Below are 21,928 nucleotides of genomic sequence, written 5' to 3' on the forward strand. Positions count from 1 at the left end.
GAATGATTACTCCGTTATCTTTCCCCTCCTTTCACCCTAGACTTCCAACACACAGCAGGTCGGCCGGGTTGGGATAGCCTTTCCGAAACACGCTCCTTACGGCACGTCCCTGTGACGCTTGAGCTCCGCCATCCATGGCTCCGCACAGTTTCGGAAAGGCTATCCCAACCCGGCCTGTCGAACCTTTTTGATAACGCAACAGGACCACAATGCTCGCACTCACCAGTGTCTGGACAACGATTCTATTGGCAGCCGCTGTCGCCCTGGGCCCCCTGGCGACGGACATGTACCTGCCTGCGCTGCCGCAAATCGGCAGTGACTTCGGTACCGGCACCGACCAGGTCCAGCTGACACTGAGCCTCTACATGGCAGGCTTTGCCATCGCCCAGCTGGTCTGTGGGCCATTGGCGGACCGATTCGGCCGCAAGCCGATCATGATTGGCGGTTTCGTCCTGTTCGCACTGGCCAGCCTGGGCTGCGCCCTGGCCACCAACATCGAAACCCTCCAGGTTTGCCGCTTCCTCCAGGCCCTGGGCGGTTCCGCCGGCCCGGTGCTTGGCCGCGCCGCAATCCGGGACATCTACACCCCACGCGAAGCCGCAAAAATCCTCGCCATCCTGGCCAGCATCATGGCCGTGGCACCGGCGATTGCCCCGACCATCGGCGGTGTACTGGTCACCGGTCTGGGTTGGTCCTCCATTTTCATCGCACTCGGCGCCTATGCCCTGGTCATGGCCGTGGTCGTCGCCTACGGCATCCCCGAACCCATGCGCCCGGAATATCGGCAGCCGCTCAAGCCGTGCACCTTGCTCCATAATTATCGTCGCATCAGCACGGACATCAGCTTCCTGGGCTATTCGCTCACCAACGCGGCGATTTTCGCCGGACTGTTTGCCTTCCTGTCCGGCTCATCCTTCGTGCTGATCGACTTCCTCGGCGTCGATCCGAAGCACTTCGGTATGTACTTCGCCTGCATGGTCGCCGGCTTCATCATCGGCAACCTCACCGCCGTGCGCCTCGGCCGCAACCTCAATACCGATCAGATTCTCGTCCGTGGACTGATGGTCGCCGTAGCGGGCGGGGCCACCATGGCCATCCTGGCCTACCAGGAAATCTACAACGTCTGGGCCATCATCCTGCCCCAGGCCCTGTTCATGATCGGCACCGGCATGGTCCTCCCCCAGACCATGGCCGGCGCCATGGCCAACTTCCCCACCATGGCCGGCTCCGCCTCCGCCCTGTTCGGCTTCATCCAGATGGCCCTCGCCGCCGTCGCCGGCGGCCTCGTCGGCCACTTCCACGACGGCACCTCCCTGGTCATGGCCAGCATCATCGCCGTCTGCGCCGCCATCGCAATGGCCTGCTACCTGATCCTCGTCCAACGCCACCCGGCCCGAGGATTCGAGCCGCAAAGCGCGTCCAGCCAATAACCCGATTTGTCCCGAGCTCTGTCGAATCCAGCTCAGAGGTTTGAGTCCGGCTAGGGGGTGGCTTGCCAAAACTGTGCGGAGCCATGGATGGCGGAGCTCAAGCGCCACAGGGATGTGCCGAAGGAGCGGGTTTTGGCAAGCCACCCCCTAGTCGGACCAGCACCAAGCCCGATCTCAAAAGCCGATAATGACAATCAAAGTCATCCAAACTAGTCTGGGAGGAGTAGATCACTACAACCCCAAACCGGACTCAAAAAGGAGCCAAAATGAGCAAAGTCACCCTGGACGGCAACCCCATCGAACTGAGCGGCAAATTCCCCCAACCGGGCGACAACGCTCCCCCCTTCACTCTGACCAACAGCGGCCTCGAGGAAGTCAAACTCGAGAACTGGCAGAGCAAGCGCAAGATCCTGAACATCATCCCCAGCATCGACACCGGTGTCTGCGCCGCCTCCACCCGCAAGTTCAACGAAAAGGCCGGCAGCCTGGACAACACCGTGGTTTTGGTGGTCTCCGCCGACCTGCCCTTCGCCGCCTCACGCTTCTGCGGCGCCGAAGGCCTGAAGGATGTGGAAACCCTGTCCACCTTCCGTAACTACGCGTTCCAGCAGGACTACGGCGTCGCCATCCAGGATGGCCCGCTGGCCGGCCTGTGCGCCCGTGCCGTTGTGGTGCTGGATGAGAACAACAAGGTGCTGCACAGTGAGCTGGTGAACGAGATCAAGAACGAGCCGGATTACGACGCCGCCCTGAAGGCACTCTGATACCCTCCCGATCGGCTGCCGGGGCGTTCAGGCTCCGGCAGCCGATCTGCGTTATACTCTCCTGCCTTTTCACCCACTCCTGATACCACGCAGGCTGTTTTGAACCAGACATCCGAAAACACGAGCCTCGGCCGCCAGCTCTATGACATGACCTGGCCCATGCTTTTCGGCGTTCTGTCCCTGATGACCTTCCACCTGGCCGACAGTGCCTTCGTGGGCCAGCTCGGGCGTGATCCGCTGGCGGCACTGGGTTTTACGGTGCCCATGCAGCAACTGGTCAGCGGCATGTATGTCGGCCTCGGAATTGCCACCACCGCCATTATCTCCCGCACCCTGGGCCAGGGCGACGAGCTCCGGGCCCAGCGTCTGGGCGGCCTGGTTGTCACCATCGGTGCCAGTCTGGCGCTGATTCTGTGCCTGTCGGTATGGCTGCTGCAGTCGGTGATTCTGGACCTGCTGGGGGCCGAAACGGCTCTGCGCCCGGTGATCCGGGAGTACTGGGCGCCCTGGCTGGTGTCGGCCTGGACCGGGGCCATGCTGTATTTCGGTTACGCGATCTGCCGCTCCAATGGCGATACCAAGCTGCCTGGCTACATGATGATTGCCACCAGCCTGATCAACATCGCCCTGGACCCGCTCTACATCTTTGTGTTCGGCTGGGGCCTGCCAGGTGCGGCCTGGGCCACCATTACCGCCTTCGGGCTGGGCGCGCTGGTTATCTACCCGGCTCTGATTCGCCGCCAATGGCTCCGCTTTGACCTGCTCCAGCTAAAACTGACCCAGGCCCTGCGCCAGCTTGGCAGTATCATGGCACCGGCCATGGTCAGCCAGCTGATGCCGCCGGTGTCGGCCATGCTGGCCACGGCGCTGGTAGCCGGTTTCGGTTCGGCGGCGGTGGCCGCCTGGGGGCTGGGTACCCGTCTGGAGTTCTTTTCGATCGTGGTGGTGCTGGCCCTGACCATGTCCATGCCACCGATGATCGGGCGCCTGCTGGGGTCCGGCGAAGTGGAGACCATCCGCCGCCTGGTGCGCATTGCCGTCCGGTTTATCGTGGTCTGGCAACTGGCCCTGGCACTGGTGTGGCTGGCCGCGTCGGGCCTGGTTTCGACGCTTTTCACCAGTGACGCGGATGTGCAGGATATTCTGGTGAATTATCTGTTGCGGGTGCCGCTGAGTTACAGCGGGCTGGGGGTGTGTATGCTGATGGTCTCGGTGAACAATGCCCTCGGGCTGCCCATGCGCGCTCTGCTGATTTCCACCCTGCGGCTGTTTGCCTGGTACCTGCCGATGCTGTGGCTGGGCTCGCAGATCTCCGGGCTGACCGGGCTGATGTCAGGAGCGCTGGTGGGTAACCTGCTGGCCGGCACCACCGCCTATCTCCTGTACCGTCAGGGTATGACCCATCTCCGCCAGCAGGAGGCGCCCGCCTGATTGGGGGCACCCGCTAGCTGCCTCAGGAATCCCCTGAATCACTGCCGGCGAAGCGTGAGCGGAAGCTGTCGGGCATCGGGGACACCTGCCGGCGCTGGTAGTCGAAGAAAACAAAGCCGTACTTGGCGAGTGCCACAGGCTGGCCGCCGTCGGCCTTGGTGACCCGGAAAACGAAGTCGCCGCCGTACTTGTTGAAGTCCATCAGGCCGACTTCGAAGCGCAGCATGTCCGGGTAGAAGGACTCGGATTGGTACATGGTGGCCAGGTCGGTGATGATGATGCCGATGTCCTGCCGGTCGCTTTCTTCGACGCCGTATTCCACGAGAAACTGGGCCCGTGCTTCGGACAGCATGGAGATGAGGGCGTCGTTGCCGAGGTGGTTGGCGCCGTTGATGTCGGTGATGCGGACGGGCATTCTGGTTTCGAAGACGAAGGCGTCGTCCGGGAAGGAGAGTTTGATTCGGGCCACGGTTTGTCACCTTTCTGGATGCGGGTTGCTGTTGCCGCGAATCATACGCTCTTGGGTTTTACTGTTCACCCTGTGGCATCTTCAGTTATCTTGCTCTTTATATCCGCGCATTGGCATTTGGAGGAAGTGGGGATCGGGGTGAGCTTTCCAAAACCCGCTCGAGCACGTCCATGTGGCGCTTGAGCTCCGCCATCCATGGCTCCGCACAGTTTTGGAAAGCTCACCCCGATCCCCACTCCTACCCTGTGCGCGCACTGACGTAATTCATCTAACGGGAACACTATGGATATACGCCCTGCCGCCACACTGATCCTGCTTCGAGACACGTCCGAGGGACTTCAGGTCTTGCTCCTGCAACGGACCTGGAAAGCCGCGTTCATGCCCGGGTACTTTGTTTTCCCCGGAGGGGCGGTGGACGTTCAGGAACCCCATGGCCGTGAACATGCCATTGGCCCGGCCGATGCCGAGATCAGTCAGATCATGAGCCTGGATGAAGGTGGTGCGGATTATATGCTGGCCGCCGTCCGGGAGTGTTTCGAGGAGGCGGGGATTCTGCTGGCGCTGGATGAGCAGGGGACTTTGGTCGATGGCGACCATCCGGTCCGGAAGGAGCGGATACCGCTGTTCAAGGGTGAGGTTTCGCTCGCGGAATTGTGCCGGAAACATGCCCTGACGATTCCCCTGGACCGGGTGGCTTATCTGAGCCACTGGATTACACCGCCCGGACCGCCACGGCGGTTTGATACCCGTTTTTTTGTGGCGGCAGCGCCGGAGGGGCAGGACGCTTCCCATGACGGGGTGGAGACCATTGACCATGTCTGGATCGATCCGGCCCAGGCCCTGGAGGAGCATCGCAGCGGCAAGCGGTTGCTGGGGCTGCCGACGATCCGGACGTTGCGGGTGCTGAGCGATTTCGACACCACCGAAGCGGTCATGCGCTATGCCCACGCCAATCCACCGGAGCCTTATCCCAGTCAGCCCTGGCCGGCGATTCGGAAGGGCAAGCCGGTCACCCTGGAGCCCGGCTCTCCGGCTTATGATGAGGCGGCCAAGCTGGATCCGGAGGGTGAAGGATCGACCCATGCGGAGATCATACCCGGGGAAGCGGTGGAGATTGCCGCCGGGGTACTGCGGCTGACCGCGCCCAATCCGGGCATGATGACCGGCCCCGGTACCAACACCTACCTGCTGGGTCACGAGCGGTTTACCGTCCTGGACCCGGGGCCGGATGATCCGGCCCACATCGAGCGGATTCTGGAGCTGACCGGGGGCGTGATCGATCAGGTGGTGGTGACCCACACCCATATTGACCACTCGCCGGGCACTGCCACGCTGAAAGAGAAGACCGGTTGCCGGGTCTTCGGCTGGCCCGCGCCTGCCGGTGGCTCCCAGGACCAGTCGTTTGCGCCGGACGACCAGCCGGAGCACGGGGATCTGATTGTTACCGAGGCCGGGCTGCTCAAGGTACTCCATACCCCCGGCCATGCCTCGAATCATCTGTGTTACCTGCTGGTGGACCAGGAGCTGTTGTTCTCCGGGGATCACATCATGCAGGGTTCGACCGTGGTCATTAATCCGCCGGACGGCGACATGAAGGCCTACATCGAGTCGCTGTACGAGTTGCTGACCGAACCGCTGAACTATATCGCGCCGGCCCACGGCTTCCTCATGGCCCGCCCCGAGGCGGTGATCGACTACCTGATCACCCATCGTCTGTCCCGGGAGCACAAGGTGGCCAAAGCCCTCAAGGAGCTGTCGCCGGTCGGCCTGAAAGACCTGACAGCGAAAGCCTACGACGATGTGCCAACGGCAATTCACGGTCTGGCGGCGCGCTCGGCCCTTGCGCACCTGCTGAAGCTGGAAGCCGATGGCCGGGCCAGGGAACAGGACGGGCAGTGGTTCCGTAATGATCACACCTGACCAGAGAACTCGGCTCCAACCGAATACTTTCACCGCCATCTAACGCAAAAAGCCCGGAACTTCCGGGCTTTTGTTTTGAAAATTCAGGATTTTCTACTTCTTGGCAATCACCCACACCGCGTGCACGATGCCCGGAATATAACCCAGGAGCGTCAGCAGGATGTTGATCCAGAAATGTTTGCCGATACCTACCTGCAGGAACACACCCAGGGGTGGTAACAAAATTGCTATCAAAATTCGCAAAAGATCCATAGGGTTCACTCCCTGGCAAAGTTATAACTGTCACATGCTTACAACATAGCACCTGTAAACAGCTTTGACCGGCACTGTAGCGCATCATGGCGAGGTTTCATGAAACCGGCATTAAACCTTTGTCACAGCTGTATCCATCACGGCCAGCGTGACTCTATCCTTGAGCGCCAAATTACGAACGTTGAGGAACCATGCTGTTTGACGCCTCCCGAACACCGAGCTTTCTGCTGGCACTGGCCGCCACGTTTGGCCTTGCCTCGCTGCCTGCACTGGCGGAAGACTCCTCTGCCAACACCCCCGGCGATACAGCCCCGAAAGCGATCCTTGTGGCTGAACTTGCCGAGGATGAGGATGTCGAGGACATAGAGCAGTCTGAGCCTCTGGAATCGACCGCACCGCAAGTGCGAACAGAACCGGAGTCCGCCCCCGAGACCGACTCCAAACAACAGGCCGGGCAGGAAGAGCCGGCCCAGAGGGTGGCTCCGAACATTGACCTGAAGGAGGTTGTGCCAGAGCCTGCCCCCTCAGCCACGGTGACCAGACCGAAACCGGAAGTTGGAGCGGACAGTGACACGGAGGCGGCTCCGGAAACTGTTCAGGGCGCTCCCGAGCCCGCGCCAGTGCCGGAAAAAGCCAGCAGTTTCACCCTGCTGGGCAGCGAAGTGATGCCGGGAACCTCGACCCGACTGGCCTGGTCGCCGGGGATCCAGATTGCCGGGCTGTCCCAGCCCACGCCGGTGCTGGTGGTCAATGGCGTCAATGCCGGCCCTACCCTGTGCCTGACCGGAGCCGTTCATGGTGACGAACTCAACGGTATCGAGATCATCCGACGCACAGTGTACGACCTGAACCCTGAGAAACTCAGCGGGCGCGTGGTGGGTATCCCGATCGTCAACCTGCCCGGGTTCCAGCAGGCCAGTCGTTATCTGCCGGACCGGCGTGACCTGAACCGGCACTTTCCCGGCAGCGAGACCGGAAGCCTGGCAGACCGGATCGCCCATTCCCTGTTCGAGAACATCATCCGTCGTTGCGACATGCTGGTGGACATCCACACCGGTTCCCTCAAGCGCACCAACCTGCCGCAATTGCGGGCGGACATGAACAACCCGGACGTGGCCCGGTTCACCCGCGGCTTCGATCGCATGGCCGTGGTCCACAGCTCCGGTTCAGCCGGCATGCTCAGGACCGCGGCGGTGGAAGCCGGGATTACCACGGTCACCCTGGAGGCCGGCGAATCCCACCGGATCCAGGAGCATCAGATCGAGGCCGGGGTCAACAGCCTGACCAGCCTGATGGAAAAACAGGGCATGATTTCACGGATGTTTGTCTGGGGCGATCCGGAGCCGGTCTACTACGACTCCGACTGGATCCGGGCCGATCACGGCGGCATCCTGTTCAGCGAGGTGGAACTGGGCGCCAATGTCAGCGAGGGGGAGATCCTCGGCTATGTCGCCGATCCGATCACCAATGCCCAGCATCCGATCCGTTCAACCGCGAAAGGCCGGATTATCGGCATGGCGGTGGACCAGGTGGTGATGGCCGGCTTTGCCGCCTACCACATTGGTACAGAGGCAGAAGTGCCGGGAGAGTAGTATGCTAGTCGTTTTTCACCCAGCGGATGAAAAACGACGGGAGTACCGCTCTTGGCAGTATCAAAGTCCTTCTCGAAATCCAGGGCACTGGCCTACACCGGGCTGGTGCTGACGCCCCTGTTCTGGGCCGGCAATGCTGTGGTTGCCCGGGGCACCGTGCAGGACATACCGCCCCTGTCCATGTCGTTCTGGCGCTGGATCATTGCCCTGGCGATCCTGTTGCCCTTTGGCCTGCCCGGGGTCTTGCGCCACCGGCAGGTGATCCGCCAGCACCTCGGCTCCATGGTAGCGCTGGCCACCTTCAGCGTGGCCGCGTTCAACTCGTTGCTGTACTACGCGGCCATCACCACCACCGCCACCAACATCGCCCTGATCAACGCCACCATCCCCATTTTCGTCGCCCTGCTGGCCTGGCTGATGCTGGGGGACCGCACCCGCCCGATCCAGGCCCTGGGTATCGGCCTGGCAGTGCTCGGCATCCTGGTGGTAATTGCCCGGGGCCAGCTGTCGGTGCTCACGGGACTGCAGGCCCAGCCCGGTGATCTGATCATGGTCGCGGCGGTATTCAGCTGGGGTCTGTTTTCAGTGCTGTTGCGCCGCCAGGCGGTGCCACTGCCGGCCCTGACCTTCCTCACCACCCAGATCCTGCTCGGGACCCTGATCATCTTTCCGTTCTATCTGATGGATCTGTTTTTCTTCGCCGGCGGCTTCGAGCTATCCCGCGATACCGCCCTGCCATTGCTGTACTTCGCCATCTTCCCCGGCATTCTGGCCTACGGGTTCTGGAACCACGGCGTGCATACCATCGGTCCGGGAGGCGCTGCCATTTTCATGTATCTGACCCCGGTGTATGCGTCCGTCCTCGCCGGTCTGTTCCTGGGCGAATCCCTGGGACTTTTCCATATTGTTGGGGGTGGCCTGATTCTCGTGGGACTGTTGCTGGCAACACGGGTCAAACGACCCGCGATTCACAAGGCCGAAGACTAGGAGAGTCGTGTTTCGGCCAGTGCCTGTCCGATCCGATCCAGCACCTCCACAAGAGTCTGGCGCGGGCAGCCGATGTTCAGGCGCATGAAGCCGCTGCCGGGCCCACCAAAGCTGATGCCCGGATTCATTCCCACGCCGGCGTCCTGGACAAAGAACCGTTTCAGGCCGGCATCGTCCAGCCCCAACTCGCGACAATCCAGCCACATCAGGTAGGTACCTTCGGGCGCGAAGGTGGTGATGCCGGGCAGGCGGTCGATGGCATCGACCACATAATCCCGGTTCCCCTGCAGGTACTCCATCAACTGGTCGAGCCAGGGGCCGCCTTCCCGGTAGCCCGCCTCGAATCCGGCCACGCTGAAGGGGTTGCACTGCGGCAGGTGCATCTGGTCAAACACGGCCTTGATGGCCTGACGCCGGGACTGGTCGGGGATCACCAGGGCCGAGAGCCCTAGCCCGGGCATGTTGAAGCTCTTGCTTGGCGCTACTGCGGTGACCAGGGCGTCGTCCGGTTGGGCCAGGGTGGCCAGCATGACGTGGCGAGGTGCATCGGGGAACACCAGGTCACAGTGGATCTCGTCGCTGAGCACCACCAGATCGTGGCGACGCGCGATATCCAGAACCGCCCGCAACTCCTGTTCCGACCACACCCGGCCTACCGGGTTATGAGGCGAACATAACATCAGGACCCGGTTCTCCGGCCGCGCCGCGCAGGCCTCCAGATGCTCCAGATCCATGGTGTAGCGGATCTCGCCATCCTCGGTTCGGTCAGCAATCAGCGGGTTTTCGACGACGCGCCGCCCGGTCAGCTTCACCGAACTGAAGAACGGCGGGTACACCGGCGGCTGGATGATCACCCCCTCGCCGGGCCCGGAATAGGCGAGGCAGGCCGCGTGCAGCGACGGTACCACCCCGGGCGCCATCAGGATCCACTCCCGGCGGATCTCCCAGCCGTGGCGCTGGCGGAACCAGTCGATCATGGACTGGTACAGGGACTCCGGGAACAGGGTGTAGCCATAGACCGGATGCTCGGCGCGCCGCTTCAGGGCCTCAGTGACCGCCTCCGGGGCCGCGAAGTCCATGTCCGCCACCCAGACCGGCACCACGTCCTCGCGGCCAAAGACCGCCTTCCGGGCATCAAACTTCACGGAGAAGGTGTTCTCTCGGGACAGGGGCTGATCGAAACGGGGCACGGGCGCTCTCCAGGGTCGCTATTCGGACTGACAATGCCGGCTATTGTGTCCGCCGCGAGGGCGTCAGGCAAACCCTTGGGCTTTGGTCGAATTCCCGACAATAGCATTTGCCAAGTTCCGCGTTACTTGCGAACCTAACCGTTTATTCATCCGACTTTTCCTGTTTGCCGGAGCCCTCCAATGCTTGGCCAGATTCTTTCCACGATGTTGCCGGTGTTTCTGATTACCGGCTGTGGCGCCCTGTACGGCCGATACCGCAGTCCCGATATAAAGGGCCTGAACGTGCTGAACATGGAGCTTTTTGTGCCCCTGCTCGTTTTCGCAGTCCTGGCGGACCAACAGGCGCCCCTGCAGGAGTATGCCAGGCTGGCCCTCGGCGCGACCGTGGTGGTGCTCGGCTCCGGCGTCCTGCTGTACCCGGTGGCGAAGGCGCTCAAGCTGAACCTGAAAACCTTCCTGCCGCCGATGATGTTCAACAACTCCGGCAACATGGGCATTCCGGTGCTGCTGCTGGCCTTCGGTGATGCGGCGCTGCCCGCGGCCATCGTGCTATTCATCGTCGAGATGCTGCTGCATTTCAGCGTGGGCCTTTATATGCTCGACCCCCACACCTCGATCATCCAGCGGCTGAAACTGCCGATCGTATTCGCCTGTGTTGCCGGCCTGGCCGTCAACCTCAGCGGCATTGCCCTGCCCGACACCCTGCTGGAGAGCATGAACATGCTCGGTGAGGTGTGTATCCCGCTGATGCTGTTTGCCCTGGGGGTACGCATGCTGGACATCGATTTCAACGACTGGAAACTCGGCCTGCTGGGGGCCATCGCCTGCCCCGCCAGTGGCCTGCTGCTGGCCTGGCCTTTGATTGCTGTGCTCGACCTGCCCGGCCTGCAGGCCGCCTCACTGTGGGTATTCGCCGCCTTGCCTCCGGCGGTGCTCAATTATATGGTTGCTGAGCAATACCAGCAGGAGCCCCACACGGTGGCGTCACTGGTCCTGCTCAGCAATCTCGGCAGCCTGGTGGTCATGCCGATCGTGCTGGGACTGGTGTTTGCCGCAGGTTACGTATAAGGAAAATACAGCATGTCCGAAGCGGCTGCGGTGGTTCGCGCCTTTCGCCCCAACTTCCTGGTTCTCGCCCCTCTTTGCGCCGGGCTTGGGGTGGCCGTCGCCTGGCAACAGGGCGGCTCACCGGCCCTGGTCGACACCCTGCTGGTGTTCATCGGCGCCCTGCTCGCCCATGCGGCGGTCAACCTGTTCAACGAGTACGAGGACTTTGTTTCCGGCCTGGATATGATCACCCGTCGCACCCCCTTCTCCGGTGGCAGCGGCGCACTGCCCGAAATGCCCTCGGCGGCAAAGGGTGTTCTGGCTGCCGCCATCGGAACCCTGGGCCTGGTGACGGCCATCGGCCTGTACTTTCTCTGGCAACGGGGGTTGCCCATGCTGGTACTGGGCGTTGCCGGTATCGTCCTGGTGCTGACCTACACCCGCTGGATTACCCGCCGGCCCATCCTGTGCCTGCTCGCACCGGGCCTCGGATTCGGGCCGGTCATGGTCCTGGGCGCCCTCGTTGCCCTGGGCGGCAGGATCGACACTTCGGCCCTCCTGGTGACCCTGGTCGCCCAGTGCCTGGTGAGCGAGCTGTTGCTAATCAACCAGATTCCGGATGCCGACGCTGACCAGAAAGTCGGCCGGCGTCATCTGGTCATTACCCTGGGCCGAACGGCGGCTTCACGACTGGTCGCAGTGCTCTTGCTTGGCAGTTATGTTCCTGTCCTCTTGGGTGTTCTGCTGGGCGGGTTACCGGTGTGGAGCGCCCTTGCCCTGCTCACCCTGCCCGTCAGCCTGTGGATTTCCCGGCAACTGCCGCTCGTGCTCGACAACCCGGAGCGGCTGAATGCGGTGCTGGGAACGAACGTGGCCGTCCTGCTGTCCACACTGGCGTTACTGATTGCCGGACTCAGCCTCTGACTACCAACCGGGTTTCCCATCCGGACTTGCTCCCGATCCTTGCAAGTACAGGGACTTTGGCCGATGGTTAAGGTCAGATTTTGTTGATTTCATTGATGATATGGAGGTCTGCCCATGAGCGTTCTGCTGTTACTGATCAGTGCCCTGGTACTCATCTACCTTGGCATCGGAGGCACCGTGGCAGCCGCGGTGATGGCCATTGCCACCGTTGTCGGCCTGTTCCAGGATGAATGGCACCTTCTCAGCATCATCTTCGGCGGCATTTTCCTCGCGCTCGCACTGATCCTGGTCATTCCCGGCGACCTGCGTCTGGACAAGATCAGCCGCCCCCTGCTGGGCTGGGTTCGCAGCCGGCTGCCCAAACTGTCCGATACCGAACAGGAAGCGCTCAGCTCGGGCTCCGTGGACTGGGATGGCGAACTCTTCTCGGGCAAACCCAACTGGAACAAACTGCTGGACGCCAAGCCCGCCCACTTGACCAGCGAAGAGCAGGCCTTTCTCGATGGCCCGGTGGAAAAGCTCTGCGCCATGCTCGATGACTGGAAGATCACCCATGAGCATTACGACCTGCCGGACAAGGTCTGGAAGTTCATCAGGGAGAACGGCTTCTTCGGCCTGGTCATTCCCAAGGAGGACGGCGGCCTCGGTTTCTCCAACACCGCCCACTCCGAAATTGTCATGAAGATCTCCACCCGCAGCGTCTCGGCAGCGGTTACCGTCATGGTGCCCAACTCCCTGGGCCCGGGTGAGCTGCTGATGCACTACGGCACCGACGGCCAGAAACAGCATTACCTCCCGCGCCTGGCCCAGGGCGAGGAAATTCCCTGCTTTGCCCTGACCTCCCCGGTGGCCGGCTCTGACGCGGGCGCCATTCCGGACAAGGGCATCGTCTGCAAGGGTGAGTGGAACGGCGAGGAAGTGCTGGGCCTCAAGGTGACCTGGAACAAGCGGTACATCACCCTGGCCCCGGTGGCCACCCTGATTGGTCTGGCCATCAAGGTCTACGACCCCGAGCACCTGGTGGGCGAAGACGACGAGGTGGGCGTCACCTGTGTGCTGGTACCCAAGGACACTGACGGTGTGAACGCCGGCGCCCGCCACCTGCCCATGAACACCGTATTCATGAACGGGCCCACCTGGGGCACCGACGTTTTCATTCCCATGGAACAGGTGATCGGCGGCCAGGACATGCTCGGCAAGGGCTGGACCATGCTGCTGGAGTGCCTGTCCATCGGCCGCTCCATCTCCCTGCCCGCCCTGGGCACCGGTGCCGGCAAGGTGGCCAGCCTGGCCACCGGTTCCTACGCCTACACCCGGGAGCAGTTCGGCCGCTCCATCAGCCAGTTTGAAGGCGTGCAGGAAGCCCTGGAACCCATCGCCGGCTATACCTATATGATGGACGCCGCCCGCCTGCTCACCTCCGGCATGCTGGACCGGGGCGTGCGCCCCTCCGTGCCCTCGGCGGTGCTGAAATATCGTAACACCGACCTGATGCGGGAAGTGATCAACCACGCCATGGACGTTGTCGCCGGCCGCGGCGTCATCACCGGCCCCCGCAACTTCCTGGCCCGGGCCTACCAGGCGGTGCCCATCGGCATCACCGTGGAAGGCGCCAACATCCTCACCCGCAGCCTGATGATCTTCGGCCAGGGCTCAATCCGCTGCCATCCGTTTATCGTCGAGGAAATCGAGGCGGCGGGCATGGAAGATGAAGACAAAGCGGCGAAGAAATTCGACGGCATCTTCTACCGCCACCTGGCCCACACCACCCGCAATGCCCTACGGGCGTTCCTGCTGGCACTGACCGGGGGTGTGATCGAATCGGTACCGCGGCACGGCGAAATCAAACGCCATTACCGCCAGCTGGCCCGGTTCTCCGCGGCCTTCGCCCTGATGACCGACGTCACTCTGCTTACCGTTGGCGGCGGCCTGAAAGCCCGTCAGCGCCTGTCCGGCCGGATGGCGGACTGCCTGGTACACCTCTACTACGCCACTGCGGTGATCAAGCAATGGCACGAGGAAGGCTACCCGGATGACCAGCGGCCACTGGTGGAATGGAACCTGAAAACCTGTCTGCGGGATCTGCAGGGCTCCATGCGCGAAGCCATCATCAACTTCCCGGTGCCGGCCCTGCGCTGGCCGCTACGCCTGCTGGTATTCCCGCTCGGCGCCACCGGCCTCAATGGCCCGGATGATGGACTCGGCACCAAAGTCGCCCGCACCATTGTCGAGGATACTCCGGTGCGACAACGCATCAGCCGCGGCGCCTACACCAATATGGACCCGGAAGATCCGCTGGGCCGCGTACTCAACGCCTACAAACTGGCGAACGAAACCGCCGGCATGCGTGGTCGCCTGCATGAAGCCATCCGCAACCGCGATGAGGACGAACTGGATGGCATTGCCCTGCTGATGGGCCACGAGCGCAAGGAGCTGGTGAACTGGGCCTGTGCCGAAGGCGTGGTAAAGGCAGACGAGTGTGACAAGCTGCTGGAGGCTCTGGAAGCCCTTTACGATGTTATCCGGGTGGATGCGTTTGATGAGGATGGCCTGAAGGCCCTGTCCCGCTGCGCCAAGGGTAAGCGCAAGGTAGTCGAACGCTCACCAAAAGAAGAAACATAAATTGCAGGCGACACAATGAGCGACCCTGGAGAATTGCGCCCCAACGAGCAGGCAGTCGAACTCGGACCAGCCTCGGACGCCACATTGCGCTTCATCGGTACCATCCGGACCCCCTGGCGTGACCGCCGTGATTGCCCGCGCCAGGGGCGCCTGGACGGCCCGGAATGCCAGCTGGTTCTGGATCCTGTCTGGCATGACGGGCTGAAAGGCCTTGAAGACTATGACACCATCGAGGTGCTCTATTGGCTGGACAAAAGCCGCCGCGACCTGGTCCGGCAAAACCCCAAAAGCGATGGGCAAACGTTCGGAACCTTTGCGCTGCGCTCGCCGGTGCGGCCCAATCCGATCGGCACGTCCATCGTCAAACTGGTTGGAATTGAAGAGGGCACCTTGATCGTGCGCGGCCTCGATTGCCTTGATGGCACCCCCCTGGTGGACATCAAACCCGACCGCTGCGCCTTCAGCCCGAAAGCACCCCCGAAAACCGGCGACAACCAGATCCCATAGCAAGACATGTTGCGGCCCGGCCTATGGGCCGCGGTCAGGAGCCATCGCATGGCTACCTCTAGTTCACTAGCCAGGGTTCCCTGACTCCTGTCTTTTCTTGACAGATTCCACACTCGCCTACTATTACTGAAGGTCAGTTCAATTGGCAGTATCTGCAACCTTTTCAGAACAAACTTGAATAACAAGAAATAACAGAGCTACAGCGCACAAGTAGCCGACTTCAACCGAAAGGGGTGTATTTCCGTGAACGACCAGCCTGCGGGCGAGCACACAACGTCTCCCCCGATCATTCTTGAAACCCGGAATCTGAAGAAGGATTTCAAAGGCTTCACCGCCATCAACAACGTCAATGTGAAGGTAGAGACGGGGAGCATCCATGCCCTGATTGGCCCTAACGGTGCCGGCAAAACCACCTTTTTCAACCTGCTGACCCATTTTCTCAAACCCAGTGCCGGACAGATTATCTACGACGGCAAAGACATCACTCACTCCAGACCCGCCGGTATTGCACAGCAAGGCCTGATCCGCTCATTCCAGATCTCGGCAGTATTTCCACACCTGTCTGCCCGTGAGAATGTAAGAATTGCCCTGCAACGCACACTCGGGGTGTCCTACCAGTTCTGGCGATCGAGGCGGGTGCTGGATCAGCTGAATGAAGAAGCCCAGGCAACCCTGGAATTGGTGGAGCTTGGCCCCTTTGCCGACACCAAGGCGGTCGAGCTGCCTTACGGCCAGAAACGGGCGCTGGAAATCGCCACTACCATCGCCCTCAAACCGCGGCTGATGCTGCTGGATGAACCGACCCAAGGCATGAGTCCCGAGGATGTGGGCACCGTCACCGATCTGATCAAGCGGGTCGTCGAAGGCCGGACCATTGTCATGGTGGAACACAACCTGAATGTAGTCGCCACCCTCGCCGACACCATCACCGTGCTTAACCGGGGCGAAGTACTGGCGGAAGGCAATTACGACACCGTCTCCACGAACCCCGCCGTGATGGAAGCCTACATGGGGACCACCGATGCCGCCTGAAAAACGTCCGGAGTTGCTCCGAATCGAGAACCTGCACGCGTGGTACGGTGAGTCCCACATTCTCCACGGTATGAACCTGACGCTGCACGAAGGCGAGGTGATCACGCTGCTGGGTCGCAACGGGTCCGGGCGCACCACCACCCTGAAGGCCATTCTCGGGCTGGTGGGCCGGCGTACCGGTTCCATCAAGATCCACGGTACCGAAGTCATCAACATGCCCACGCACCGGATTGCCCATGTAGGAAAGCTGGGCTATTGCCCGGAAGAACGTGGGATTTTCGCCTCCCTCAATGTCGATGAAAACCTGGAACTACCCCCTGTCGTCGCCGAAGGCGGCATGTCGGTTAACGACATCTACACCATGTTTCCGAACCTCAAGGAACGGCGTAAAAGCCAGGGCTCCAAGCTCTCTGGTGGTGAACAGCAGATGCTGGCCATTGCCCGTATCCTGCGCACGGGTGCCAACCTGTTATTGCTGGACGAGATTACCGAAGGGTTAGCTCCCGTAATCCTGAAGTCCCTGGATCAGGTGATTCGCAAGCTGCGGGAGAAGGGCTTCACCATCATCCTGGTGGAGCAGAACTTCCGCTTTGCTGCCCCTTTGGCGGACCGCCACTATGTTATTGAACACGGTCAGGTGGTGGAACAGATTGACGCCGCTGACCTTGAGGCCAAAAAAGAGCAGTTGAACAGGCACCTGAGTGTCTGAGCCCGTGGGCCTGGGGCGCGACTAGCGCACCGACCCTGAATCTAATAAGAAAAGGAATCCCACTATGTTCAAGCACTGGAAACAAGGTCTGGCAAGTGCCGTCGCAATGGCCACGCTGGCGATACCGCTTACCGCAGCCGCTGAGCTTTCAGACGGTAAACTCAAAATTGGTGTACTCAGTGACATGTCCGGGGTTTACAAAGCCCTGGAAGGCCCCGGGGCCGTGGTCGCGGCCAAGATGGCCATCGAAGACTTCGGAGGTTCGGTCCTCGGCCAGCCCGTGGAAGTCATCTCCGCGGATCACCAGAACAAGCCGGACATTGGCGCGAGTACCGCCCGGGAGTGGATCGACGCCGAAGAAGTCGACATGATCACCGCGCTGGACAATTCCTCGGTGGCCCTGTCAGTTCAGGGTCTGGCCAATGACAAGAAAATCATCACCATGAACACCGGGGCCGGCACCACCGCCCTAACCGAGGATCAGTGCACGCCCTATGGCATCCACTATGTCTACGATACCCACGCCTTGCCTGTGGGCACGGCCACAGCCATGGTCAAGAACGGTGGCGAGAGCTGGTTCTTCATCACTGCTGACTATGCCTTTGGTCATTCCCTGCGTGACAACACCGGCGCGGTCGTGGAAAGCCTCGGGGGCAAAGTGGTTGGCAACGTCAACGCACCGCTGTCCACCAACGATTTCTCTTCCTACCTGTTGCAGGCGCAGTCTTCTGGCGCCGACGTGATTGGCCTGGCCAACGCCGGGCAGGATACGGTGAATGCCATCAAACAGGCCAACCAGTTCCGGATTGTGCAAGGCGGTCAGAAACTGGCGGGCATGCTCGTGTTCATCACCGACGTGCATAGCATGGGCCTGGATATTGCCCAGGGCCTGCAGTTCACCACCGCCTTTGTGTGGAACCAGAACGACGAGACCCGGGCCTGGTCTGAACGATTCCATGAGCGCCACGGTGCTATGCCCACCATGGTGCACGCCGGCGTTTACTCGGCTGTCACCAACTATCTGAAAGCGGTCAAGGAGACTGGCACCGACGACAGCGATACCGTTCGCGCCAAGCTGGGCGAGATGACCCTGAACGACATGTTCGTGAAAAACGGCTCCATCCTGCCCAACGGCACCATGCTGCACGACATGTACCTGGTAGAAGTGAAGAAACCCTCGGAGTCCGAAAGCGAATGGGACCTGCTGAGGGTGGTATCGAAGATTCCAGCGGAGCAGGCATTTATTCCGCTGTCCGAATCCAAGTGTCCGCTGGTTAACTAACTGCAGGATCAACCACTGCTTCCGGGGAGATAGCCGACGTGTCGATGCAGGTCATAATGGCCCAAGCGCTGCTTGGGCTGAACGTGGGTGTGTTTTACGCCATGTTGAGCCTGGGGCTGGCGGTGATATTCGGTTTGCTGAATATCATCAACTTCGCTCATGGCGCCATGTACATGCTTGGGGCATTCATTGCGCTCATCGGCTACTCTCTCCTGGAACAATGGTTCGGAATCAGTCTTCAGATAGGATTCTGGGCGTCACTGCTGGTGGCGCCCCTCATTGTCGGCATTCTCGGGGTGCTGATTGAACGTCTGTTCCTCAAGCGACTCTACGACCTGGACCACATTTACGGCTTGTTGCTCACCTTTGGCATCACGCTCATTCTGCAGGGTTTGTTCGCCAACTATTTCAACGTTTCCGGCACGCCCTACCCGGGCCAGCCGGAGTCTCTGAGCGGCGTGGTAAACCTCGGGTTCATGTACTTCCCCACCTACCGCCTGTTTGCCATCGTGTTTTCCCTGGTGGTCTGTTTCGCCACCTGGTGGGTCATCGAACACACCAAACTCGGTTCCCGGTTACGGGCCGGCGTGGAGAACCCCGACCTGACCCAGGCCTTCGGACTGAATGTCCCTCGCATGGTCACGCTGACCTTCGCCTTCGGCGCTGGCCTGGCAGGCCTGGCCGGGGTGCTGGCGGCACCCATCTACTCCGTCAGCCCGCTGATGGGCGCTGACCTCATCATCGTAGTGTTTGCCGTGGTGGTCATTGGCGGTATGGGCTCGATCATGGGTGCCATCCTGTCCGGCCTCGCGCTCGGGCTGGTTGAAGGGCTGACCAAGGTGTTCTACCCGCCCGCCGCGAGTACCGTGATTTTCTTCCTTATGGTGCTGGTACTGCTGTTCCGTCCCGCCGGTCTGTTTGGTAAGGAGAAATAAGCGCCATGACCAACCGCATCCTCTTTATCATCATGCTGGTGGCAGGCCTGACGGCCCCTCTTTACGCCTACCCGGTATTCGTCATGGACCTGCTGTGCTTTGCGCTGTTTGCCTGCGCCTTCAACCTGTTGCTGGGGTATGCCGGCCTGCTCTCATTCGGGCATGCCGCATTCTTCGGCGGCGCCGCCTACATTACCGGTTACGTCACCAAGGAATGGGGGTTTGGCCCGCTGCTGGGCATACTCGCCGGCGCGGCGTTTGCCATGGTGATCGGTACGATCTTCGGGTTCCTGGCCATACGCCGACAGGGTATCTACTTCGCCATGGTGACCCTGGCACTGGCACAGATCATCTACTTCCTGGCCCTTCAGATGCCCTTCACCGGTGGCGAAAACGGCCTGCAGGGGATCCCCCGGGGCCAGCTATTCGGCCTCATTGACCTGAACAACTCCCTTTCCATGTACTACTTCGTATTCGCCATCTTCCTCATTGGCTTCGGCATCATCTATCGCACCATCAATTCGCCCTTCGGGGAGGTGCTGCAGGCGATACGGGAAAACGAATCCCGGGCCCTGTCCCTGGGGTACGACGTCGATCACTTCAAACTTCTGGCGTTCGTGATCTCTGCCACCCTCGCCGGGCTGGCCGGCGCCACCAAAGCTATCATTTTCCAGTTTGCAGCACTCACCAGTGCTCACTGGCAAACCTCCGGGGAGGTCATCCTGATGACCCTGGTCGGCGGATTGGGCACGATATTCGGCCCGGTGCTTGGTGCCATCACCGTGGGTGCACTCAGCCACGAGCTATCCGCCTTTGGCTCCTGGGTGCAGGTTATTCTCGGCACCATTTTCGTGGTCTGCGTCATGGTATTCCGTCGCGGCATCGTCGGCGAAATCCAGCGATTGGCCAGCCGTAAACAGGGTTAGGAACTATGCGTGTTATTTCTGCACAGGAGGTGGCCGGCGCACTGGTATGGTCGGCACTGATTGAACGACTCGCCACCACCTTTCGCGAAGGCGTGGAAGCACCGCCACGACATCACCACGCCATGCACCGTCCGGACGGTGAGGCTACGATGCTCCTGATGCCGGCCTGGGAAGAGGCCGGATATATCGGCATGAAAATGGTCAACGTGTTTCCGCAGAATGCCAACGCAGGGCTGCCCGCCATCTCGGGGCTGTATATCCTGTGTGAAGGGGAGCATGGCACTCCCCTCGCATGTATGGACGGCAGTGCCCTGACCAGCCGCAGGACCGCAGCGGCTTCGGCACTGGCAGCGAGCGAGCTGGCCCGGAAGGATGCCGAATCACTGCTGGTGGTCGGCACCGGCAAACTGGCGCCAATGCTGATCGAGGCTCACGCGGCCATCCGGCCCATCCGCACAGTGCGGGTCTGGGGCCGAAACCCCGACAAGGCCATGGCCCTGGCCGACCAATTCCGGGGCCGGTTCGACTGTCAGGCGGTAACGGATCTGGAAACCGCAGTACCCGAAGCAGACATCATCAGCTGCGCAACGCTGTCGACCGAACCGCTGGTCCGGGGTGAATGGCTGCGACCTGGCAGCCATCTGGATCTGGTGGGCGCATTCCGGCCATCCATGCGGGAAACCGACAGTCACTGCCTGGCCCGCAGCGAAGTCTTTGTGGACACCTACGCCGGCGCCATGGGCGAAGCCGGCGACATCCTCCAGGCCATCGACGAAGGTGCGTTCAACAAGGGCGATTTGCGAGCCGAACTGGCGGAACTGCTGCGGGGCGAGAAACCGGGTCGCACCAACGACGAGGCCATCACGTTATTCAAATCGGTGGGTGCCTCGCTGGAAGACCTTGCCGCCGCCATTGAGGTCTGGGAAAGCCTGGAGCGCGGCTAGTGTCCCGTCTCACTCCGAAGCCCGCCCTCAATGGCCTGGCTCACCAGCCAGCGCCGCAACACCTGGATACCCCGCTCCCGCCGCCGGCTGGTCTTCCAGGCAAAATAGAACTCATCCCCGGTCATCACCGGATGACAGGGTAGCCGGACAAAATCCTCCGAATCCTTACGGGTGCTCAACATGTAATCGTTGGTCAGCGCGATCCCCTGATGAAACCTGGCCGCCTCCAGCGCCAGCAGCATGTGGCTGAAATGCTGGATGCGCGCGCCTGACGGAATGTCCCGATCCACCGCCTTGTACCACACCTCCCAGTCACCGGCCGGTTTCTCGAAAATGCTGTGGGTCGACAACAGCGGAAACCGCGCCACCTCATCCGGCGTCAACGCCTCGTTGTCCGCATCGGCACCCTCACGCCCAAGCTCCCGCCGGATCTTCTGCCAGTAATCCTGGCTGCAAACCGGGAACAACTGCTCCACATACAACAACTCATAGCTGTAAGCAGCGGAATTCTTGTGCACGGTGATAAAGCAGTCTGCCACTCTATCCGACAACTGCGGATTTTCACTGCTCATCTCCAGCGCCAGATCAATCTGCGGATGTAACCGCTGCAACTCCGGCAACCGCGGCACCAACCAACGTACCGCAAACGAACTGAACACCGACAACCGAATCCGGGATTCCTCGTGCCCCAGCAATTGCTCACTTGCCCGTTCGATCTGCAACAGCGCGGAACTGACCGCATCCAGATACTGCCGGCCCTCATCGGTCAGCGTCAGCGTCCGACCGCTACGCCAGAACAGTTGCTCGCCGAGGTAGGTTTCCAGCTGCTTGACCTGATGACTCACGGCGCTCTGGCTGACCGCCAGTTCCTCGGCGGCATGGGAGAAGCTGTTAAGGCGGGCGACGGCCTCGAAGACGGGGAGTGCTTTCAGGGGTGGCAGTTTCATTATCTAAATTTCTAATCC

The 21,928-nt window shown here is 61.3% G+C and carries 20 protein-coding genes; 16 read left to right on the forward strand and 4 right to left on the reverse strand.

What is annotated here, in order from left to right:
* Nucleotides 1–209 precede the first annotated feature (209 nt).
* The 3 genes from DET50_RS04235 to DET50_RS04245 all read left to right on the forward strand — a co-directional run bounded on the left by DET50_RS04235 (nt 210) and on the right by DET50_RS04245 (nt 3,625).
* On the forward strand, nt 210–1,430 hold the full coding sequence (locus DET50_RS04235; RefSeq protein ID WP_113861634.1) for a Bcr/CflA family multidrug efflux MFS transporter: 1,221 nt from the start codon (nt 210–212) through the stop codon (nt 1,428–1,430).
* 266 nt (nt 1,431–1,696) lie between these two features.
* Nucleotides 1,697–2,194, forward strand: coding sequence for a thiol peroxidase (gene tpx / locus DET50_RS04240; protein WP_113861635.1), 498 nt, complete (start codon nt 1,697–1,699; stop codon nt 2,192–2,194).
* Between the two features lie 147 nt (nt 2,195–2,341).
* Nucleotides 2,342–3,625 (forward strand): MATE family efflux transporter, encoded by a 1,284-nt coding sequence (locus tag DET50_RS04245; protein WP_113861790.1) that lies wholly within the window; start codon nt 2,342–2,344, stop codon nt 3,623–3,625.
* Nucleotides 3,626–3,647: 22 nt separating this feature from the next.
* Here the strand turns inward: DET50_RS04245 and DET50_RS04250 are convergent, their stop codons facing one another.
* On the reverse strand, nt 3,648–4,094 hold the full coding sequence (locus tag DET50_RS04250; protein WP_113861636.1) for a thioesterase family protein: 447 nt from the start codon (nt 4,092–4,094) through the stop codon (nt 3,648–3,650).
* Between the two features lie 282 nt (nt 4,095–4,376).
* Between DET50_RS04250 and DET50_RS04255 the strand changes: the two genes are divergently transcribed.
* The gene (locus tag DET50_RS04255; protein ID WP_113861637.1) at nt 4,377–6,014 is read left to right on the forward strand and encodes an MBL fold metallo-hydrolase; all 1,638 of its coding nucleotides are present in this window, start codon (nt 4,377–4,379) and stop codon (nt 6,012–6,014) included.
* Between the two features lie 93 nt (nt 6,015–6,107).
* Here the strand turns inward: DET50_RS04255 and DET50_RS04260 are convergent, their stop codons facing one another.
* Nucleotides 6,108–6,266: a YqaE/Pmp3 family membrane protein gene (locus tag DET50_RS04260; protein WP_091998138.1), complete on the reverse strand. Its 159-nt coding sequence runs from the start codon at nt 6,264–6,266 to the stop codon at nt 6,108–6,110.
* A gap of 191 nt (nt 6,267–6,457) precedes the next feature.
* Here DET50_RS04260 and DET50_RS04265 point away from each other — a divergent pair, with 191 nt between their 5' ends.
* Both DET50_RS04265 and DET50_RS04270 read left to right on the forward strand, forming a co-directional pair.
* A complete protein-coding gene (locus tag DET50_RS04265; RefSeq protein WP_113861638.1) occupies nt 6,458–7,858 on the forward strand; it encodes a succinylglutamate desuccinylase/aspartoacylase domain-containing protein in 1,401 nt (466 codons plus the stop codon).
* Between the two features lie 51 nt (nt 7,859–7,909).
* Nucleotides 7,910–8,845: a DMT family transporter gene (locus DET50_RS04270; RefSeq protein ID WP_113861639.1), complete on the forward strand. Its 936-nt coding sequence runs from the start codon at nt 7,910–7,912 to the stop codon at nt 8,843–8,845.
* Here DET50_RS04270 and DET50_RS04275 read toward each other — a convergent pair.
* Nucleotides 8,842–10,035: a MalY/PatB family protein gene (locus DET50_RS04275; protein WP_113861640.1), complete on the reverse strand. Its 1,194-nt coding sequence runs from the start codon at nt 10,033–10,035 to the stop codon at nt 8,842–8,844. The genes DET50_RS04270 and DET50_RS04275 overlap by 4 nt on opposite strands.
* Nucleotides 10,036–10,215: 180 nt before the next feature.
* Between DET50_RS04275 and DET50_RS04280 the strand changes: the two genes are divergently transcribed.
* The 10 genes from DET50_RS04280 to lhpI all read left to right on the forward strand — a co-directional run bounded on the left by DET50_RS04280 (nt 10,216) and on the right by lhpI (nt 20,963).
* Nucleotides 10,216–11,103, forward strand: coding sequence for an AEC family transporter (locus tag DET50_RS04280; RefSeq protein WP_113861641.1), 888 nt, complete (start codon nt 10,216–10,218; stop codon nt 11,101–11,103).
* Nucleotides 11,104–11,115: 12 nt separating this feature from the next.
* Nucleotides 11,116–12,006 (forward strand): prenyltransferase, encoded by an 891-nt coding sequence (locus DET50_RS04285; protein ID WP_113861642.1) that lies wholly within the window; start codon nt 11,116–11,118, stop codon nt 12,004–12,006.
* Between the two features lie 114 nt (nt 12,007–12,120).
* On the forward strand, nt 12,121–14,628 hold the full coding sequence (locus DET50_RS04290) for an acyl-CoA dehydrogenase (protein ID WP_113861643.1): 2,508 nt from the start codon (nt 12,121–12,123) through the stop codon (nt 14,626–14,628).
* A gap of 15 nt (nt 14,629–14,643) precedes the next feature.
* Nucleotides 14,644–15,135 carry a tRNA (N6-threonylcarbamoyladenosine(37)-N6)-methyltransferase TrmO gene (gene tsaA, locus DET50_RS04295; RefSeq protein WP_113861644.1) on the forward strand — a complete coding sequence of 164 codons (492 nt, stop codon included), beginning with the start codon at nt 14,644–14,646 and terminating at the stop codon, nt 15,133–15,135.
* 243 nt (nt 15,136–15,378) lie between these two features.
* Entirely contained in the window at nt 15,379–16,167 is a 789-nt protein-coding gene (locus DET50_RS04300) for an ABC transporter ATP-binding protein (RefSeq protein WP_258546043.1), read from the forward strand.
* Nucleotides 16,157–16,876 carry an ABC transporter ATP-binding protein gene (locus DET50_RS04305; RefSeq protein ID WP_113861645.1) on the forward strand — a complete coding sequence of 240 codons (720 nt, stop codon included), beginning with the start codon at nt 16,157–16,159 and terminating at the stop codon, nt 16,874–16,876. Before DET50_RS04300 ends, DET50_RS04305 begins: the two co-directional genes overlap by 11 nt.
* A gap of 64 nt (nt 16,877–16,940) precedes the next feature.
* Nucleotides 16,941–18,158 carry an ABC transporter substrate-binding protein gene (locus DET50_RS04310; protein ID WP_113861646.1) on the forward strand — a complete coding sequence of 406 codons (1,218 nt, stop codon included), beginning with the start codon at nt 16,941–16,943 and terminating at the stop codon, nt 18,156–18,158.
* Nucleotides 18,159–18,214: 56 nt separating this feature from the next.
* Complete coding sequence (locus DET50_RS04315) at nt 18,215–19,093, forward strand: branched-chain amino acid ABC transporter permease (protein WP_258546044.1); 879 nt, start codon at nt 18,215–18,217, stop codon at nt 19,091–19,093.
* A 5-nt stretch (nt 19,094–19,098) separates the two neighbouring features.
* Nucleotides 19,099–20,019 carry a branched-chain amino acid ABC transporter permease gene (locus DET50_RS04320; protein ID WP_113861648.1) on the forward strand — a complete coding sequence of 307 codons (921 nt, stop codon included), beginning with the start codon at nt 19,099–19,101 and terminating at the stop codon, nt 20,017–20,019.
* Between the two features lie 5 nt (nt 20,020–20,024).
* Nucleotides 20,025–20,963, forward strand: a complete 939-nt coding sequence (lhpI, locus tag DET50_RS04325; RefSeq protein ID WP_113861649.1) for a bifunctional Delta(1)-pyrroline-2-carboxylate/Delta(1)-piperideine-2-carboxylate reductase — start codon at nt 20,025–20,027, stop codon at nt 20,961–20,963.
* On the opposite strand, the gene DET50_RS04330 is transcribed toward lhpI, so the two are convergent.
* Nucleotides 20,960–21,910 (reverse strand): LysR family transcriptional regulator, encoded by a 951-nt coding sequence (locus DET50_RS04330; protein WP_113861650.1) that lies wholly within the window; start codon nt 21,908–21,910, stop codon nt 20,960–20,962. The genes lhpI and DET50_RS04330 overlap by 4 nt on opposite strands.
* Nucleotides 21,911–21,928 lie beyond the last annotated feature (18 nt).

The sequence above is a fragment of the Marinobacter pelagius genome (assembly GCF_003315345.1).
GTDB classification, from domain to species: domain Bacteria; phylum Pseudomonadota; class Gammaproteobacteria; order Pseudomonadales; family Oleiphilaceae; genus Marinobacter; species Marinobacter pelagius_A.

Excerpts from the sequence above, each read along its gene's own strand:
- DET50_RS04235 (WP_113861634.1), top strand. The coding sequence starts at position 210 with ATGCTCGCACTCACCAGTGTCTGGACAACGATTCTATTGGCAGCCGCT.
- tpx (WP_113861635.1), top strand. The coding sequence starts at position 1,697 with ATGAGCAAAGTCACCCTGGACGGCAACCCCATCGAACTGAGCGGCAAA.
- DET50_RS04245 (WP_113861790.1), top strand. The coding sequence starts at position 2,342 with ATGACCTGGCCCATGCTTTTCGGCGTTCTGTCCCTGATGACCTTCCAC.
- DET50_RS04255 (WP_113861637.1), top strand. The coding sequence starts at position 4,377 with ATGGATATACGCCCTGCCGCCACACTGATCCTGCTTCGAGACACGTCC.
- DET50_RS04260 (WP_091998138.1), bottom strand. The coding sequence starts at position 6,266 with ATGGATCTTTTGCGAATTTTGATAGCAATTTTGTTACCACCCCTGGGT.
- DET50_RS04265 (WP_113861638.1), top strand. The coding sequence starts at position 6,458 with ATGCTGTTTGACGCCTCCCGAACACCGAGCTTTCTGCTGGCACTGGCC.
- DET50_RS04280 (WP_113861641.1), top strand. The coding sequence starts at position 10,216 with ATGCTTGGCCAGATTCTTTCCACGATGTTGCCGGTGTTTCTGATTACC.
- DET50_RS04285 (WP_113861642.1), top strand. The coding sequence starts at position 11,116 with ATGTCCGAAGCGGCTGCGGTGGTTCGCGCCTTTCGCCCCAACTTCCTG.
- DET50_RS04290 (WP_113861643.1), top strand. The coding sequence starts at position 12,121 with ATGAGCGTTCTGCTGTTACTGATCAGTGCCCTGGTACTCATCTACCTT.
- tsaA (WP_113861644.1), top strand. The coding sequence starts at position 14,644 with ATGAGCGACCCTGGAGAATTGCGCCCCAACGAGCAGGCAGTCGAACTC.
- DET50_RS04305 (WP_113861645.1), top strand. The coding sequence starts at position 16,157 with ATGCCGCCTGAAAAACGTCCGGAGTTGCTCCGAATCGAGAACCTGCAC.
- DET50_RS04310 (WP_113861646.1), top strand. The coding sequence starts at position 16,941 with ATGTTCAAGCACTGGAAACAAGGTCTGGCAAGTGCCGTCGCAATGGCC.
- DET50_RS04315 (WP_258546044.1), top strand. The coding sequence starts at position 18,215 with ATGGCCCAAGCGCTGCTTGGGCTGAACGTGGGTGTGTTTTACGCCATG.
- DET50_RS04320 (WP_113861648.1), top strand. The coding sequence starts at position 19,099 with ATGACCAACCGCATCCTCTTTATCATCATGCTGGTGGCAGGCCTGACG.
- lhpI (WP_113861649.1), top strand. The coding sequence starts at position 20,025 with ATGCGTGTTATTTCTGCACAGGAGGTGGCCGGCGCACTGGTATGGTCG.
- DET50_RS04330 (WP_113861650.1), bottom strand. The coding sequence starts at position 21,910 with ATGAAACTGCCACCCCTGAAAGCACTCCCCGTCTTCGAGGCCGTCGCC.